The organism is Dyadobacter ginsengisoli DSM 21015, assembly GCF_059568735.1.
The window spans coordinates 1067135-1083407 of the sequence record NZ_JCANTY010000003.1 but is presented as its reverse complement, the minus strand read 5'-3'; the positions used below and the strand labels follow the sequence as shown (position 1 = coordinate 1083407).

The following is a 16273-nucleotide window of genomic DNA, read 5'->3' as shown; positions in this document are numbered from 1 at the left end:
AATCAGAAGGTTACGCTTTGCATTAAGCGTCGGCGCTGGGAAGTCAAGGATACGGGTGAGATTATCAGCAGAGATTGGAATATTGTGCAACAAGGGGACGGGGACGCCCAGTCTCGGATGACCAAAGAGTTCGCTGATTTTTTAAAAACAATGTATTGATAATAATCCTGTTAGTTGTTCTCAGTTAGGCAAATACTTTCATCTCGACGGCAAGCAGCTTCAACAGCAGTATAAAGACCATATAAGCGACTACAAAGACTGGGATCAACGCGAGCATGCGGCCGAATGGCTTTTGTACCCAGCAAACACCGGCACCTATCTAAATCCCGGCGAGCATCTCATAAAATTTCGTCACGGCTTTCTTTTCATAGGCCTCTCTGAGGGAAATAATCATAATGGTCCGCCGCATGTTTTTTCCATCGATGGGGATTCCCACTACATCGGGGTCGTTGACGCTGGTTTCGCTGAGTATGGTGTGCCAATGGCCTGTTTTTACAATTTCAAATAGCGTAGGTATGTCATTTATTTCCATACAAATATTCGGGACCAGATTTTTCTGGCCGAACGACTCTTCAAAAAACTGTATGGAATTGTTCCCGCTAAAAGGCAAAGCCAATGGCAGCCCGGCCACCTCTTGAAGCGATATATTAACCTTTTGAGCCAGCGTAGAATTTTTGGCCGTTACCAGCACCATATTCGCTTTCAAAAGCGTCTGATATTTCAAATGCGACTCTTTCATTTCTTCGTGAAATGTCAGAATAAAGTCGAAATGATGCAGATTGAGCCTTTCAAGAAGATCCTTAGTGGTGCCGAATACAATTTGAATTTTGATATTCGGATACTGACTTGCAAACTGTATTAATATTTTAGCAAATAGAATTCGCATGGAATAGATTACACCAATCGTAATTTTCCCGGTATTTAAATTTTTTAGATCTTTTAAAAGTAATAGCCCTTCATTTGCCCTGTTTATACTCTGCAATGCATATTCGCTAAACAGGTCACCCGCTTCGGTCAGCGTAATTCTTTTTCCAATACGATTGAACAGCGGAACACTCAATTCATCTTCCAATTGCTTGATTTGCTGTGATAGCGTGCTTTGGCTGATGTTCAATGCCGTCGCGGCTTCCGTAAAATTTAACAACTCTTTGGCCTTCAGAAAATATCTGAGCTGACGTAATTCCATATTTCTAAATCGGTTTTTTCGATCGATTTCATCGAAAAATAACGTTTTGCGAATATAGGCAATATTTTAATATTTGCTCAAATAACTCAAAATGAACATTTTATCCTTTAATTGAAATCCTTATGAAAGTAAATCTAATTCTGTCACTTGTTCTACTGATGACTTGTTTTGCCGTGTTTGGCCAGGAAAAACAAAGCTCGTCTGTTGCCGAAAAAGGCCTGACAAAAGTGTCTGTCATGTACCCGTATGCCGAAGGTAAAACCTTTAATATGGAGTATTATGAAAGTACACACATGCCAATGGTAGCGAAGTTTTTAGGATCGAACCTCGTTAAATACACCATCGAGAAAGGGCTTGCCAGCGGCATTCCAAACCAGCCACTGCCTTTCATGGCGATCGGCACATTCTATGTAAAAAACCTGAGCGAATATCAGGCAGCCATCGCACCGAATAGGGACGCCATTCGCGCGGATTTTCCAAATTATACCAATATAACTCCTGTTATTTTGGTAAGTGAGGTGGTAAAGTAAATCCGTCGGGAAGTTTTACAATTCCTCGTAACCGCTGACTTTGGGTAAACCTGAGCAGGACGAGGCTTTTAGTTCATGCTCAATCATCTCGTCATATCAGCCGGAATGCATCCATGAACAGAAGAACTGCTATTACACAGGTTGCGGCCATGCTCGGAGGGGCGTTTTCTGCTCCGACTTTTCTGGCCATGAGTCGGTGGGAAGACCGTGTGCCTTCGGAAATTCTCCCTGCTGAGTTTGTCCTCACCGAAAACCAAAAACTGATTGTCGCGGAGGTCGCGGAAATGATCATTCCGAAGACGACGACGCCCGGGGCGAAGGATGTGGGTGTTCCGGCGTTTATCGTGATGATGTTGCAGGATTGTTACAAAACCCCGGAGCACAAGAGTTTTACGGAAGGGCTGAATAAGCTGGAAAAGAAGCAGTTTCTGAACATGAATGCGGAGCAAAGAACCGCATTGTTGGCACAGGTCGAAATTGATTCCGCCGAAGAGATGAAGGCATATCAGGTGCAACAGACCAAAATGGGTGACAACGAGGACCGGGAACAAATGGCGGCGCAGGTAAAAGGGTTGCCTTATTGGCGCCTGATGAAGGAGCTCACCATGCTTGGATACTTTACGTCCGAGGAAGGGATCAAATCCTCTTTTGAATACGTGCCCATTCCTGGAAAGCTGGAAATGATCAAAATGAAGCCCAGCCAGAAATCTTTCGCATACTAGTCGCCATTTTCACCATGAACTTGAATTTAAAAGCAGATAAAGCACATACTTTCGATGCGATCGTGGTCGGCTCGGGCATGACGGGCGGCATGGCGGCAAAGGAACTTACTGAAAGAGGCTTGCAGGTGCTCATGATCGAGCGCGGGCGGGAAGTGAAACATATCGAAGATTACGACACCGCCATGAAAGGCCCCTGGGAATTTGAGCACCGGGGAAAGGTTTCGATCCATTCGGCGGAGGAATATTGGGCAAACAGCCGCTTCGGGACATTGGCCAATGAAGAGACCGGCCCGTTTTTTACCGATGATAAAGAGAATCCTTATATAGAAAAACGTCCTTTCGACTGGATCAGGGCGTATCATACTGGCGGGAAGTCCATGCATTGGGGGCGGCAGTCGTACCGGATGAATAAAAAGGATTTCGAAGCGAATGCCAAAGAAGGTATCGCGATAGACTGGCCGATCCGGTATGAAGACCTTGAACCTTGGTACACGCATGTCGAAAAATTTGTCGGTATCAGTGGTCAGGCAGAGGGCTGGGAGGTTTTACCCGATGGTCATTATCTGCCTGCGATGCCTATGAGCGCTCCCGAGCTTTATTTCAGGGAGACGATGATGAAAAAGATGAACCGGCCCGTGACGATCGGACGTATTGCCAATTTGACCAAACCACAACCCTGGCATACGGATCTCGGGCGGGCATCGTGCCAGTACCGCAGCAAATGCGCCCGGGGATGTCCCTACGGCGGTTATTACAGCTCGTTATCAGGCTCCATCCCGGCAGCAAGGAAAACCAACAAGCTGACCGTCCTGCACGATACCATCGCCAGTGAGATCATTTACGACGAAAAAACGAAGAAGGCCAAAGGAGTTCGGGTGATTAACCAGCATACGATGGCCGTGGAGGAGTTTTTTGCAAAAATCGTATTCCTCAATGCCGGTTCGATGAATTCGGCAGCGCTTTTACTGAACTCGAAATCCGACCGTTTTCCTAACGGGTTGGGCAATGACAGTGACCAGGTCGGCAGGAATATTATGGACCATCATCTCGGCGTGGGTGCGAATGCGACAGTCCAAGGTTTTGAAAACGACTACATTTTCGGTCAACGGCCGAATGCATTGTACATACCGCGTTTCAGAAACTGGGGAACCGACAAAAAGGACTTTCTGCGCGGATACGGCTATCAGGGAGGTGCGAGTAAATCGGATTGGAAGCGGGGCATCACGATGAATGGCTTCGGCGCTAGTTTTAAAGAAGATATGACGCGCCCCGGCACCTGGACAATGGGTTTCGGCGGCTTCGGCGAAATCCTGCCCGATCCCTCCAACCGCATGCTTGTGGACAAGGAAAAGAAAGACAAATGGGGCATTCCCATGATCGTTTTCGATGCCGCCTTCGGTGAAAATGAACTGGCCATGCGAAAAGACATGATGGCCTCGGCCGTGGAAATGCTGGAAGCCGCAGGTTTTAAAGACGTTAACGGATTCAACCGCCAGGACACACATCCGGGCCTGGGCATCCATGACATGGGCACGGCGCGCATGGGAAAAGACCCGAAAAATTCAGTACTGAACAAATTCAATCAGGTGCACGACTGCAAAAACGTGTTTGTGACGGACGGAGCCGCTATGGTTTCTTCCTCCTGCGTGAACCCGTCCATTACCTATATGGCTATGACGGCGAGAGCTGCGGATTACGCGGTGGGGGAGTTGAAGCGGCAGAATCTTTAAGGTGAGAAATTGCAGTTCTCGGCGGTCTTTATCTCTTTACAAACTTCCTGCTTACTATTTCCCCGTTCGATTTTGTGATGCGAATGAAATGCAGACCGGCAGGCAAATGTTTAATATTCAACTTGTTTCCAAAATTGGCTTCCTGTGAATAAATTGTCTTACCAGATCCATCTATCAACTCTACAAGCTTGGCGCTCATGAGATCACGAGCATCGATAGTAATTAATTCAGATGCCGGATTCGGATAAATTTGCGGTTTAGCAGCAATGTCGCCCATTTCCACATTTTTGATTTTGGAATATGTAAATGAGCCGTCTTGATCAAGCATTTTCAATCTGTAAACGCTGTTGCCAACATAAGGTGTTTTGTCATCATAGGAATACAGCGTTACCTGCGAACTTTTTCCCTGAGCCGTTATTGTCGACCCAAACAGGCACTTCGTCCGCGGGCAAATACGATGCCCTGCATATTACCGCTTCAACGCAATCGGTCAGCAGCGGATTTCCGAAAAGAGCTAAGGAAGATACTGGGCTGTACACGAATTTAACGTTATTCAGAGCGTCCAAGCTGGTTAAAAACTCACAATTAGTTAGCCCTATGGATGACAGAGTCGTGATATTTTCCAAACCATTAAGATTCGAAATCCCTAGCCCACCAATGCCCAATTCTTCCAGAGTAGTTAGTCCGGTTAAAGGCGCCAGACTACTTACCCGAAACGAATCGTAGAGTAAGAGCTGTTTGTTGACTTTTGTTAATGAACTAAGTCCATTGATGTCGGCAAGTAAGAAGTTTGAAAAGATATAGACATAATTAGCTTCGGTGAGGTTGGAGAGACCTGAGAGGTTAATAATACTCGTGTTAGTAATATTCAGCAGGTTGATTTTGGTTAAATTACTCAACCCATTCAGGTCAATGATCCCGGTCCCTGTGACCGAAATAAACTGGCTTGGCTCTTTGCAGTTGGGATAAGTCACTTTGAAGTTGTCCACCTGTGCCTGTGTAGCAAGAGTTATGTCCGTATTGGGGCACTGCGCAAAGACTTTACATGCGAAAAGGATTGCAAATGGTAATAGATAGATATTCTTCATATTGGTTTTGAAGTTTATACCACATTAAAATTCTGCCCAAGATAATAATAATCAATACAGTATCACCGCGAGTTATTATTATTCAGGTGAATAGTGGTGGGGCATTTGCCAAATGTTTCTTAAAAGAACCGGTCGCGCGAAATGAGGCTAAGATTTTGAATATGTCTTCCTTTACAGGTGCCGCAATAATGCGTTACGCTGGTTGTATTTTTCATTCTTGTAACTTTTGTTCTTTACAGAGAATTCAAAAATGGAAGTGGCTAGACAGGTTTTTTTTGCTTGGCTTTATGGCAGGGAGTACCACCCGGATAAAAAATCGAAGGGCTTTTATCTTTCCTTATTTTTCCGTGTACATTCATTTTCATTCACTATCGGAAGCCGGAAATAACTCTCCGTTATTTTGCAGGAAGCTTGGTGCCAGTGTTGATTTTGATGCATTTCAAAGTGGTATTTGCGCCTGAAAACGACCTGAATTGGCACCTGGGTGCTTCGTTGGATCGGTTAATGTATCACCTATACCCGGCGTTCCTATCCTTGCTCTATTTAGACTTAGCTTAAATCCAGCAAAATGACTTAATAGGACACACAGGATAGCCTACGATGTGATAGGGAAAAGCGATGTTTATTATAAAACTATTACAAAGGATCTCCGTTGGTTTTTACTTCGATAAAAGGCCTGTTGTCATCTACTGTACTATCCTTTGCTGCATACAGCTGCAAATCGTGCAGTTTTATTTTTAAATTGCCAGGACACGTGCCCCGGCCTGGCATCCACGACATGGGCACGGCGCGTATGGGCAAGGACCCGAAAAATTCGGTACTGAATAAATTCAATCAGGCGCACGACTGTAAGAATGTGTTTGTGACGGATGGAGCCGCTAATGGTATCTTCCTCCTGCGTGAACCTGTCCATTACCTACATGGCCGTGACGGCACGGGCCGCTGACTATGCGGCGGGGGAGTTGAAGCGGCAGAATTTGTGAGATGGAAGAAGTTAAAGTGCGAGGATAGTGGGCCGGGAATATCATTGAGGAGATGAGGACTTTTGTCCCTGGCTATTCCAATATCCGTTGCCAACTTCTGCCATCCGGTTATTGCTGATGGTAGGGCTTGACATACTATTCAAGAACTTGAATGTTTTTTTGAAAGTATTATTATTATTAGTTACCATTTGCTGCTATAATTACAGCTGCGTTGTGCGGATAGACAAAAAATATTGTAATGAAATTGCTAAATGTCGCAGTTGTAGTATTGCTATTGATTCTCTGTTTCAGTGTGTTAAGAAAATACAGGAAGTTGAGCTTGCCTAAGTCGTACACCGAGGTAGATAGTCTGGGTATTATGCTTTCGGATGCCAAAACGCGACTTCCAGCTAATTCGACAATCGGATTCAGGGCAAACACCTCGGTTGGCACGCAAGGTGTGCTGTATTTCAAATCAGCGCTTGTCTTAGCGCCAGTAGTTGTTGCGCTGGGAGAACAAGATACGATGCTCCTGATTCAAGATCCTCGACTTCCGGCCTTACCCGCTGATCGATATGAATGTATCTTCAATGGAGGAAACAAATATTTGAATTATAGCTTGGTTCGCATTAAACAATAATATGTTAAATTTTGCTTTGATAGCCGCCATTTTGACTTTGTTCTTCGGGCTTAGTTTTTATTTAAATAGAAAATATCCAGCGGTCAGTTGTTTGAATTACCCAATTGCTTTTGCTTTAACAGTGTCCCTGGCAGGTTATTTATATTATTTGAGTTTGGTATTTGCGGTTAGCTATGATTTTCTGTTGATCGGCTTCATTGTAATCCCAGCCTTATTTCCTGTTCTTTCTTTATTACGTAGAAATGCCAAACCGGTTTCGTTGCCGAAGTGTCAGAGTGCAGTCACCATGTTGATTTTGGTTATTGGTATTTTGATCCTTACTCTTCGTTTCAACAAGCATCTGCATAGGTGGGGAGATTGGGATGCTTGGGCGATTTGGACTCTTCACGCCAAATTTCTTTTCTATCCGGAATATTGGACTAATATGTTTACCAGCAAGTTAGCTGCGACTCATCCTGATTATCCCCTGATGCTACCTTCCCTCATAGCATTCATATGGAGAGGCCTTGGTTTCATAACTCCGATAGTGCCGATGATTATTGCAAACTTAGTCTTTATTGCAGTCCCGGCGACACTGTTTCTGGCATTGAATAGATTCGACCGTCTTTTTTCGGCGATATTTGCGTTGTTTGTCCTGACATTGGATACCAAGTTTATCAATATTGCTGGTTCGCAATATGCGGATACGCTGGTTGCATTTTTCATTCTTGTAACTTTTGTTCTTTACAGAGAATTCAAAAATGGAAGTGGCTCGACAGTTGTTTTTTTGCTTGGCTTCATGGCAGGGAGTACCACCTGGATAAAAAACGAAGGGCTTTTATTTTTCCTTGTTTTTTCGTGTACATTCATTTGCTTTCACTATCGGAAGCCGGAAATAGCTCTTCGTTATTTTGCTGGAAGCTTGGTGCCAGTGTTGATTTTGATGCATTTCAAAGTGGCATTTGCTCCTGAAAACGACCTGATTAATTCAGACAGAGGCTCGGACATATTGGCAATGATTGTAAATCCGACACGTTATATGCTGATTGCAAAACATGTTTTCTTAACATCTGTCATTTACTACTGGATCTTGCTTGTTTTGTTTGCAGGGCTGTTAATACAAAGAACTTCGTTTGTAAGGAGTTTGCCGTTTATCGTAGTTGCTCTGATACTTTTAGGCTATTTTGTCATCTATCTTACCACACCAAACGACCTGAATTGGCACCTGGGTGCTTCGTTGGATCGGTTAATGCATCACATGTACCCGGCGTGCCTATATCTTGCTCTATTTAGACTTAGCTCAAATCCGGTGGAAAGGCTTAATCTGACCACAGGATAGCCTACGATGTGATAGGTAAAGGCGGTATTTATTATGCAACTATTACAAAGGATCTCCGTTGGTTTTTACTTCGATAAAAGGCCTGTTGTCATCTACTGTACTATCCTTTGCTACATATAGCTGTAAATCGTCCAGTTTTATTTTTAAATCGGCAAGTTTGCGCAAAACGGATTCGTCCACATTTTTATATTGGCCAGCCCATCCGCTTCCAGGATCAAGACATGTTGTTAACAATTTACCTGCGGGATAGTAGTTCAAAATGTAATCACCGCTTTTTCTTGAAACCACCTCATAATATTCTTTATTTTTATCCGAATTGGAATAATGCTCGTAAAGTTTCGAGAGGGCCTGGCTCCTTAATATGTCTGGTTGGCCGGAACTGAAATACAAGGTATCCACCACGGGATCAACATTATCCGAACAGGCTGCTAGTATTACAATAGCTAAAATGGTTAGAAATGACCTCATTCTTTTCATAATAACTCATTCATCAGTCGCGATAGTTAAAGTAGTGCATTCAAAGAGTGACAAACATACTCGATTTCATTTTTAAATCAGTGTGTCTATCTACAAAAACCTGACTGGCCGAGGTTTGTTTTGCTGGTGTGAAGTTTTCAATGGATACAGTGTTGTGGGAAGCACTTGCCGACTGCAATGCGGTCTTAAATATATGTTAATGCTTTTGACAAACATAGAAAGCGTGTGACCTCAAGTTGAACACTCTTCTTGCAAAGCTTATGACACTTGTCTTCCAGACTTATCCAATTCCATAACACTTTCGTAGGGCCTTACTTCGATTTTTCCATGCGTTGGAGTCATGTTTTTCCAAACCCAGTTATGATGGTTGATGACTTTTTCAGCGTCCATAAACGGGCGGTTTCCTGTCGTGTGCCCATCCTCGACTACCAGAATATCATAATCTTTGACAAGGGCGGACTGAATCGTGGATTCCACGCAGAAGTCCGTTGCACAACCGGTCACCACGAGTTCATTCACGTTCAGCCCTTTCAGCTTTGCGTCGAAACCGGTGTTGTAAAACACATCATTTGCGAATTTCTCAACCATTATGTCATCTTCGCCAACGACGAGATCGTCCAATAATTCCCAGTCGCAGGTGTTTGGAATGAACTCGCCCATTGCACTTCCATTGTGCTGTACAAACACAACCGGCCAGGAATTTCTCCGGAACATGGCGGCCAGTGCATTGATCTTTTCCACAACCGAATCCGTTTCATACCGGGGTGTTTCCGGGGTAAATGAGCCTTTTTGCATATCAATTATCAGCAGGCATTTTTGCGTTTTCATAAAACAACGATAGTCGATTTCAGGTTTGTACGCGATGTTACGCGCTCATGCTCGAGCCCGGTCTTCCTTGAGATTGTATTGTAGGAAACGGTTTGGGATTGGATGGCATAATTCTTTATTTAGTATTCTGAGTCACCGATCTTACAATTCCATGGATAAAAGCGGCACAATAATCATTATTGAGGATGACGAAGATGATCAGTTTGTATTGGAAGAGGTTTTTAATGATCTGGGGTATCCGAACAAGAGGATGTATTTCCCTGACGGATTATCGGCTCTTGATTACCTTTATACCACCCCAGACCGCCCATTCATCATTATTTCAGATATAAACCTGCCTAAATTGAATGGGCTGGAACTTAGAAAAAAAGTTCAGACCGACGCCGAACTCAGTCTCAGATGCATTCCATATGTATACTTTACCACGGCGATCAATCAGCAAGCCGTCATTGATGCATACAGCACTTCGGCGCAAGGCTTTTTTGTAAAGCCCGGTGCATTTGACGAAATCAGGGACACGATCAAGGTGATGATGGACTATTGGACAAAGTGCGCAGCTCCTAATAACTTCTAATCCTTACCGTATTTCATATCAGGAGCCAATAATGCTAACCCTCGTGGCGAAAAAGCCTTTTTCGTTCTTTTGGCTGAAAAAACTGACGGTGTCTCCCTCCTTGACGGGCTGTAACAGTTCACTGACGTGTGTAAATATCCGATCGCCTGTTTCTGAATCTGTTATGAACCCGAACCCTTTGGCGTCGCTGTAATAGGTAACCTGACCTTTTCTGGCCGTTTCTGTTTCATCAGCTGCTCCTGGTTTAGGCACTGACCGGAAGACAATGTCTGCCGCATTGATCTTTGGTTTTTTGGAAAGATCGGGTGGAGAGGATGACAAATTTCCGTATTCGTCTACATAGACAAACAAATCTTCCAGGTTTTTGCCTTTGTCATTGTTCTGACGGCGTTGCTGGGCGCGCGCCGCTTTGTCCTGTTTGGCTTGTGTCTTTTTCTTTTTTTGTTCCTTTTTTGCTTGATTTTCTGCCATGTAATATTTAAAAATGAAATAGATAATAAGATCTTTCCGCTGGGACTAGACTTCCATCATAACAACCAATCCATGAGACGGAATTGTCCATGGGATTTGAAATATAGGTCGTGCAAAAAAACCGGCTAAACCGTGTAACAAGCGAGTTCAGACGTTCTAACTGTGATGGTCTAAGCTTTTGCAGACAAATTTTCCTCAATCGGAACACGCCCGTACTTAGATTGATATCGAGCAGATTCTGGACCGGTAGATTGGCTTTGCTGCGAAATTCGCTATTTTTCAAATAAAATGCTGGGTATGAGGGAAGCGTTTGCGGTATCAAACCGTCACCAGGACACGACCTGATGAAAGTAAGTAAAGTACGGGAAAATAAAATAATATTCTAAATATTTTCTCGTAAATTTTTAGATTCAGAATTTTATTTTAATATTTGCAGAATATTTAAAATAATGTTATGAATAAAGGAACGGTTAAGTTTTTTAATGGTACCAAAGGATTTGGTTTCATTGCTCCCGAAAATGGTGGAGACGATATATTTGTACACGTGTCGGGGCTCAATGATGATATCCGTGAAAACGACAGTGTGTCTTACGAAGTTGAAAACGGCAAAAAAGGACTGAATGCAGTTAATGTAACCATTATCTGATCAATCATACACAAGCGGCAAAAAATCCTCCTGAACAAGGAGGATTTTTTGTTTTAAGGCCATGCTGGTTACAAGGTTCGGGAAAGGCAGGATTTTACGAGAAGCATCGGTAGGGGTAAAAGCCAGACGGTGCCTGATTTAAATATTTCGAAGATTGGCGGCATTCCTGTTTGTGCCAGCAGTGAAGCGGAAGAGACTAGTATCAGGGTAAATACGGTTTGTAAGCAATTCATGTTAATCAATGATTTAGGTGAAATTGCAGCAGCTATTCGGTCCGCAGGTTGTCGACAGGGTTCATTAATGCCGCCCGGATGCTTTGCCAGCTCACCGTAAGCAAGGCAAGGCCAATACTTAAAGTGCCCACCAGCACAAATATCCCTGCTCCGATTTGCACACGATAGGCGAAAGTGTTCAGCCACTTATTCATTATGTACCAGGACGGAAAAGCGGCTGCCATCAGCGCAATAAAAACCAGGCCCACGAAATCTTTGGTGATGAGTGAAAAAACGCTGCTTAGTGACGCGCCCAGTACTTTTCGGATAGCAATCTCTTTGGTCCTTCTTTCCACCGAAAATGAAGACAGGCCAAACAAGCCCAGGCAGGATATCAGGATCGCGATCACCGAAAACCAGTTGGCCAGCGCCCCTATCTGCAACTCACTGTGGTAAATCCGGTCGTGTTCCTGGTCGAGAAACTGAAAATTGAAAGGAATGCCCGGCCGGAGGCTTTGGTAAGCACTATTTAATTTTTTTAAGGTATTAGCCCGATCCTGAGTGTTCAATCGCGCGAAGAAAAACTTAATTTGAGGTGTATTGAATAGCACGACAGTGGGCTCGATGGGCTGGTGCACAGAGGCAACGTGAAAATCTTTTGCAACACCAATTATCTGATATTCCTTATTGTTGACGCGAATCTGCTTGCCTAGCGGCTCCTTCAACTTCATCCGGCGGGCAGCTGCTTCATTGAGGATTACACCGGAACTATCCCTGCCAAACTGTGTTGAAAAATTTCTCCCGTGCAGCAGCGGAATTTTCAATGCGGTCAATAAATCATGATCGCCGCTGATGACAGTAAACATGACTCTTTCCGGCCTTCCCGGGCCCGGCCATTCCACATAATTCCGGCCGAAGGTACCCTGAATGCTGGAACTCGCACCGGAGACGGCTTCAATCCCCGGAACACTGCTCAGAACGGTCTTGGCATGTTGATAAGCCGCGGGTTCGGTTAGTCCCTTAGCTTCGAAGCGGATCAGATTGTGCTGTTGATAGCCCGGATCCCGGTTCCGGATAAATTCAATCTGCTGGTATACAATGCCTGTCCCGACCAACAGCGTGCTCGCCGCAGTAAATTGGGTAATAACCAGAATTTTACGCAGCCAGGCTGCCCCACCTGCCGAGTTATCCTTTAAGCCATTCAGTACCCGGACGGGCTTAAAAGCCGACAAAACAAAGGCGGGATAAAGGCCTGCAAGTAAGCCGGCCACCAGGAGCATGGCGACATAAATTGCCCAATAATGGGGATTCGTCCACTCAATTGTAATCTGTTTTTGAAGCAATTCATTAAAAACAGGCAGGAATACGACCAGTAAGACCAACGCTATCAAGCCGGCCAATCCGGTCAGTAGCAATGATTCGCCCAGAAACTGACCGACCAATGCCCATTTTCCGGCCCCGACTGCCTTTCGCACACCCACTTCCCTGGCTCGTTCGGTGGCCCTCGCTGTGGAAAGATTAATGAAGTTAACAGCAGCAATCAGTAACACAAATGCCGCAACAATTGCGAATAATTGAACATACATAATCCGGCCGCCCCCTGAGTTCTGACCGTTTTTGAAGTTGCTGCGCAAATACCAGTCATCCAGCTTGTGAGGGAAATAAGCCCAGCCTGTTAACCAGTCTGGCATATGGCGTTTGGTTAGTGCCTGCAGTTGGGCGCCGAGCTTTTCATTATCCAGGTTAGGTTCAACAACCGCAAATACATTGGCTTTAACTTCCAGCCAGGATTCGCTGCCGGACGGCCTGGGCAGGGGACGGAGATAGTCGAACTTAAGGGATGAATTGTCGGGAATGTCGGCAAGAACACCTACTATTTTGCAGTCGGTGGCTTGATCGAGCCGAATGATTTTCCCGATCGGATCGGCTGCACCAAAATATTTTTCGGCCAATTTTCTTGCAATGATCAGGGAGTTAGGTTGATTAAGTGCTGTAATTCGATCCCCTTTCAGCAGCGGAAAATCAAAAATTTGTAAAAAAGAAGGATCAGCTACCATGCCGCTTTCCTCGCTTGTTATCTCTTGATAACGAAATGCAGCTTTTTGATCCCAGGAACAACTGGTCTGCAAAACACCGGGTATCTCCTGTTTCATAGCATCAGCCACAGGGGCAGCCACCCAGCCGTAAGTTTGGGTTTCCTGTGATTCCGACGAAATATTGAGCATTACTTTCACGATCCTTTCATGACGGGTATGAAACCGGTCATAGCCAAGTTCATTGTTGATCCATAGCAGCAGCAGCATGGTGGTGGCTAATCCCACAGCCAGGCCGGAGATATTGAGGATACTGTACAGGCGCTGTTTTCTTAAAACCCGCCGGGCCGTTTTGAGGTAGTTCAGTAGCATAACCAACACAAGAAATAGTTTGGAACATTAAGGGATCAATATTTTCCAAATTTAACTAATTAATAAGTTGTATAACTAATATGTTAGGTAATTAAAATATCCTGGACACGCCCATTCTTTACCGTGTTCAACTTCCAGGTGACGGTATCAGATTTTGAGCTAACGCCATCCCTTGCCGATAACTGAGCAGATCCATTTGGCTTCCGAAAAATGAATCCTCGCTATGCGATGGTATTCCGAAAGTGATTTGATCTACTTTTCATGCAATTGGTCGATTTAATTTTTCCGGCAACCCACATTTTCCGTCATTTACAGAGTCTTCCCGCTAGGGTGTTCATCGCGTTGGTAAAATGATCAGATAGCTGAAAGACAGTTCAATGTTAAACTTCCGGCTATGAAAATTTCAAATAACTTACTCATTATCGCCTTTGCGGCATCGGTGTTCGCTTATGTGTCACACTATGGAGAAATTCCGTCTGCCAGAAAGTCCGTACTGATGGCCAACCCGAATATGTACGAATGGAAGCAAATACTGCCATTTGGCAACGGATCACATCAGAACGAATGGAAACCCGGTACGTTCCCCATGGGTATTGTACCCTTGGTAGCCTTTGAGGGAAAGCTCTGGATGACCGGGCAGAAGGCTTCCTGGTCTTCTCCGGACGGAATTGCCTGGACTCAACATCCAAAGTTCGATTGGGGAGAGCGGATCACCATGACGAGCGTTTATTTTGACAACAAGTTGTGGATTTACGGCGGAATGCGTTATCAGGACAGGCAACTTGTGAATGAGGTATGGTACTCTGCAAACGGTACAGAATGGCGACAGGCTCCCAATGCCGCTTGGGAACCTCGTAAAGGTCATGCAGTGGTAGCTTTCAAAAACAAGCTTTGGCTCTTTGGTGGAGTTACAAAGGTGTCCAGTGACTTTGAGTCGCTCGAAATGAAAAACGACGTTTGGTCTTCCACAGACGGCTTTCATTGGGTCAAAGAGGTGGCCCGGGCCGGCTGGTCATCCCGGGACTCGCCGCAGGTGATGGTACTACACGACACGTTGTACCTGCTTGGCGGTCAGGGGTTGGCTGACGTGTGGCGCTCGACGGACGGGAAAAACTGGACAGCGTTAAGCTCAGAAGCCGCCTGGAAAAAACGGTATGACAAAGGGGCGCTAGTATTTGATGATAAGCTGTGGGTCATCGCAGGGCGCGACACGAATCCCAACCATAACCTGGCCGCGCAGAACGATATGTGGTTTTCAACGAATGGTATCAACTGGACACGACAGGCGGAACATGCCCCCTGGACCGTTCGGAGTGGCGGTTATAGCGTGGTTTTCAAAGATCGGATCTGGCTGTACAGCGGTAAGCACACCGGCGGCAATCCGGTTTGGAAAGGGGATGTTTGGGCGTTGCAAAAGAATTGAAAATGGAATTTCCATAATGTATCGCATTGACACAATGTAAGTGCTGGCGATCATGAGACGGTCCCGGGTTCTTCCAGCGGAGGCGCCCGGGATTGCTATTGACTACAAGCAGAGTTGATTAGAAGCGCTTTTATCCGAATGATAACTGAATTTACCCGTTCATTCATTTAAAGTGACTTCGTGAGATACCCCATGTAGATTTGGAACTACGCTTCAATTGCGATTGATCACACACACTAGCAAGCAATCTCATGACCGCGATCCTCATAGATGACGAAAAGTATTGCAGGGATTTTCTCGCCTTACTCCTGCAAAAATATTGCCCTCAAATTCAGATTCTGGCATCGTGCGCGAACGCTCGGGAAGGGCTTCGCGCGATCAGAACGTATGATCCAGAGCTCATTTTCCTGGACATAGAAATGCCGGATATGAGTGGTTTCGAATTTCTTGACGCCTGTGGAGACAGAAAAATGAAAGTCATTTTCTCGTCCGGACATTGTGAATATGCAATCAAAGCCTTTCGGCGTGACGCCCTGGATTATATCGTCAAGCCGGTCGATAGAATTGAGCTGATGCAGGCTGTTGCAAAAGCGGAGCGGTCGTGGGGTACAGAAAATGTTACTGTCCTTCGTTTGAAACGGGATGACCGTGTAGCCTTGCCAACCATGGAGGGTTTTGAAGTGATTGATTGCGGACATATTTGTTATTGCGAATCAGACGGAGGATATACACGTTTTTTTCTCATGAATTCCCAGATGATTATGATCTCCAAGACACTCAAGGAGGTTGAAGAAGTGCTGGAAAAAAAAGGATTCTGCCGGGTTCACCATAGCTATCTCATCAATCTTCGATATGTAAAAAAGTACTATCGAGGAGATGGGGGAGAAGTGATTATGATTGATGAAAAGGCCATCCCGGTATCCCGGAGTAAAAAGCAGGATTTTTTGCTCTGCCTGGAAAGGATATAGAACATTTTGTTCAGGATGTATGCCAGCGTGTGAGTTATTGCCTCAGAACCGCCGGATATACATTACCCGTGGAAATTCATTTTACCGCATTTA

Annotated in this window: 16 protein-coding genes and 1 pseudogene; 10 read left to right on the top strand and 7 right to left on the bottom strand. The window is 44.9% G+C overall.

What is annotated here, in order from left to right; translation table 11 throughout:
* Positions 1-159, top strand: a 159-nt coding sequence (locus tag BP71_RS15190) for an ISAon1 family transposase N-terminal region protein (protein WP_496380600.1), incomplete at its 5' end; no start/stop codon positions are given.
* Between the two features lie 160 nt (positions 160-319).
* Here BP71_RS15190 and BP71_RS15185 read toward each other — a convergent pair.
* Positions 320-1186 carry a LysR family transcriptional regulator gene (locus BP71_RS15185; protein ID WP_496380580.1) on the bottom strand — a complete coding sequence of 289 codons (867 nt, stop codon included), beginning with the start codon at positions 1184-1186 and terminating at the stop codon, positions 320-322.
* 122 nt (positions 1187-1308) lie between these two features.
* Here BP71_RS15185 and BP71_RS15180 point away from each other — a divergent pair, with 122 nt between their 5' ends.
* From BP71_RS15180 to BP71_RS15170, 3 genes are all read left to right on the top strand, one after another.
* The gene (locus BP71_RS15180; RefSeq protein WP_496380578.1) at positions 1309-1716 is read left to right on the top strand and encodes an EthD family reductase; all 408 of its coding nucleotides are present in this window, start codon (positions 1309-1311) and stop codon (positions 1714-1716) included.
* Positions 1717-1829: 113 nt separating this feature from the next.
* Positions 1830-2438: a gluconate 2-dehydrogenase subunit 3 family protein gene (locus tag BP71_RS15175; RefSeq protein WP_496380576.1), complete on the top strand. Its 609-nt coding sequence runs from the start codon at positions 1830-1832 to the stop codon at positions 2436-2438.
* A 14-nt stretch (positions 2439-2452) separates the two neighbouring features.
* Positions 2453-4168 carry a GMC oxidoreductase gene (locus BP71_RS15170; RefSeq protein WP_496380574.1) on the top strand — a complete coding sequence of 572 codons (1716 nt, stop codon included), beginning with the start codon at positions 2453-2455 and terminating at the stop codon, positions 4166-4168.
* 28 nt (positions 4169-4196) lie between these two features.
* Here BP71_RS15170 and BP71_RS15165 read toward each other — a convergent pair whose 3' ends face one another.
* Positions 4197-4496, bottom strand: coding sequence for a T9SS type A sorting domain-containing protein (locus BP71_RS15165; protein WP_496380572.1), 300 nt, complete (start codon positions 4494-4496; stop codon positions 4197-4199).
* A gap of 43 nt (positions 4497-4539) precedes the next feature.
* Positions 4540-5256 carry a hypothetical protein gene (locus BP71_RS15160; RefSeq protein WP_496380570.1) on the bottom strand — a complete coding sequence of 239 codons (717 nt, stop codon included), beginning with the start codon at positions 5254-5256 and terminating at the stop codon, positions 4540-4542.
* 766 nt (positions 5257-6022) lie between these two features.
* On the opposite strand from BP71_RS15160, the pseudogene BP71_RS15155 reads away from it, so the two are divergent.
* Together BP71_RS15155 and BP71_RS15150 are read left to right on the top strand one after the other, a co-directional pair.
* A pseudogene (locus BP71_RS15155) lies at positions 6023-6239 on the top strand (GMC oxidoreductase); the annotation flags it as partial.
* A 620-nt stretch (positions 6240-6859) separates the two neighbouring features.
* Positions 6860-8176 (top strand): hypothetical protein, encoded by a 1317-nt coding sequence (locus BP71_RS15150; protein ID WP_496380568.1) that lies wholly within the window; start codon positions 6860-6862, stop codon positions 8174-8176.
* A gap of 42 nt (positions 8177-8218) precedes the next feature.
* Here the strand turns inward: BP71_RS15150 and BP71_RS15145 are convergent, their stop codons facing one another.
* Positions 8219-8653, bottom strand: coding sequence for a hypothetical protein (locus BP71_RS15145; protein ID WP_496380566.1), 435 nt, complete (start codon positions 8651-8653; stop codon positions 8219-8221).
* Positions 8654-8911: 258 nt separating this feature from the next.
* Complete coding sequence (locus tag BP71_RS15140) at positions 8912-9481, bottom strand: cysteine hydrolase family protein (RefSeq protein WP_496380564.1); 570 nt, start codon at positions 9479-9481, stop codon at positions 8912-8914.
* 151 nt (positions 9482-9632) lie between these two features.
* Here BP71_RS15140 and BP71_RS15135 point away from each other — a divergent pair, with 151 nt between their 5' ends.
* Entirely contained in the window at positions 9633-10055 is a 423-nt protein-coding gene (locus BP71_RS15135; protein ID WP_496380562.1) for a response regulator, read from the top strand.
* Positions 10056-10073: 18 nt separating this feature from the next.
* Here the strand turns inward: BP71_RS15135 and BP71_RS15130 are convergent, their stop codons facing one another.
* Positions 10074-10526, bottom strand: a complete 453-nt coding sequence (locus BP71_RS15130) for a cold shock domain-containing protein (protein WP_496380560.1) — start codon at positions 10524-10526, stop codon at positions 10074-10076.
* A 454-nt stretch (positions 10527-10980) separates the two neighbouring features.
* On the opposite strand from BP71_RS15130, the gene BP71_RS15125 reads away from it, so the two are divergent.
* On the top strand, positions 10981-11172 hold the full coding sequence (locus BP71_RS15125; RefSeq protein WP_496380558.1) for a cold-shock protein: 192 nt from the start codon (positions 10981-10983) through the stop codon (positions 11170-11172).
* Between the two features lie 265 nt (positions 11173-11437).
* On the opposite strand, the gene BP71_RS15120 is transcribed toward BP71_RS15125, so the two are convergent.
* Positions 11438-13789, bottom strand: coding sequence for an ABC transporter permease (locus BP71_RS15120; protein ID WP_496380556.1), 2352 nt, complete (start codon positions 13787-13789; stop codon positions 11438-11440).
* Positions 13790-14183: 394 nt separating this feature from the next.
* Between BP71_RS15120 and BP71_RS15115 the strand changes: the two genes are divergently transcribed.
* Both BP71_RS15115 and BP71_RS15110 read left to right on the top strand, forming a co-directional pair.
* Entirely contained in the window at positions 14184-15212 is a 1029-nt protein-coding gene (locus BP71_RS15115) for a Kelch repeat-containing protein (RefSeq protein ID WP_496380554.1), read from the top strand.
* 251 nt (positions 15213-15463) lie between these two features.
* On the top strand, positions 15464-16180 hold the full coding sequence (locus tag BP71_RS15110; RefSeq protein WP_496380552.1) for a LytR/AlgR family response regulator transcription factor: 717 nt from the start codon (positions 15464-15466) through the stop codon (positions 16178-16180).
* The last annotated feature ends 93 nt before the right edge of the window (positions 16181-16273 follow it).

Coding starts and splice junctions, on each gene's coding strand:
- BP71_RS15185 (WP_496380580.1), bottom strand. CDS start 1,186: ATGGAATTACGTCAGCTCAGATATTTTCTGAAGGCCAAAGAGTTGTTA.
- BP71_RS15180 (WP_496380578.1), top strand. CDS start 1,309: ATGAAAGTAAATCTAATTCTGTCACTTGTTCTACTGATGACTTGTTTT.
- BP71_RS15175 (WP_496380576.1), top strand. CDS start 1,830: ATGAACAGAAGAACTGCTATTACACAGGTTGCGGCCATGCTCGGAGGG.
- BP71_RS15170 (WP_496380574.1), top strand. CDS start 2,453: ATGAACTTGAATTTAAAAGCAGATAAAGCACATACTTTCGATGCGATC.
- BP71_RS15165 (WP_496380572.1), bottom strand. CDS start 4,496: ATGCTTGATCAAGACGGCTCATTTACATATTCCAAAATCAAAAATGTG.
- BP71_RS15160 (WP_496380570.1), bottom strand. CDS start 5,256: ATGAAGAATATCTATCTATTACCATTTGCAATCCTTTTCGCATGTAAA.
- BP71_RS15150 (WP_496380568.1), top strand. CDS start 6,860: ATGTTAAATTTTGCTTTGATAGCCGCCATTTTGACTTTGTTCTTCGGG.
- BP71_RS15145 (WP_496380566.1), bottom strand. CDS start 8,653: ATGAAAAGAATGAGGTCATTTCTAACCATTTTAGCTATTGTAATACTA.
- BP71_RS15140 (WP_496380564.1), bottom strand. CDS start 9,481: ATGAAAACGCAAAAATGCCTGCTGATAATTGATATGCAAAAAGGCTCA.
- BP71_RS15135 (WP_496380562.1), top strand. CDS start 9,633: ATGGATAAAAGCGGCACAATAATCATTATTGAGGATGACGAAGATGAT.
- BP71_RS15130 (WP_496380560.1), bottom strand. CDS start 10,526: ATGGCAGAAAATCAAGCAAAAAAGGAACAAAAAAAGAAAAAGACACAA.
- BP71_RS15125 (WP_496380558.1), top strand. CDS start 10,981: ATGAATAAAGGAACGGTTAAGTTTTTTAATGGTACCAAAGGATTTGGT.
- BP71_RS15120 (WP_496380556.1), bottom strand. CDS start 13,789: ATGCTACTGAACTACCTCAAAACGGCCCGGCGGGTTTTAAGAAAACAG.
- BP71_RS15115 (WP_496380554.1), top strand. CDS start 14,184: ATGAAAATTTCAAATAACTTACTCATTATCGCCTTTGCGGCATCGGTG.
- BP71_RS15110 (WP_496380552.1), top strand. CDS start 15,464: ATGACCGCGATCCTCATAGATGACGAAAAGTATTGCAGGGATTTTCTC.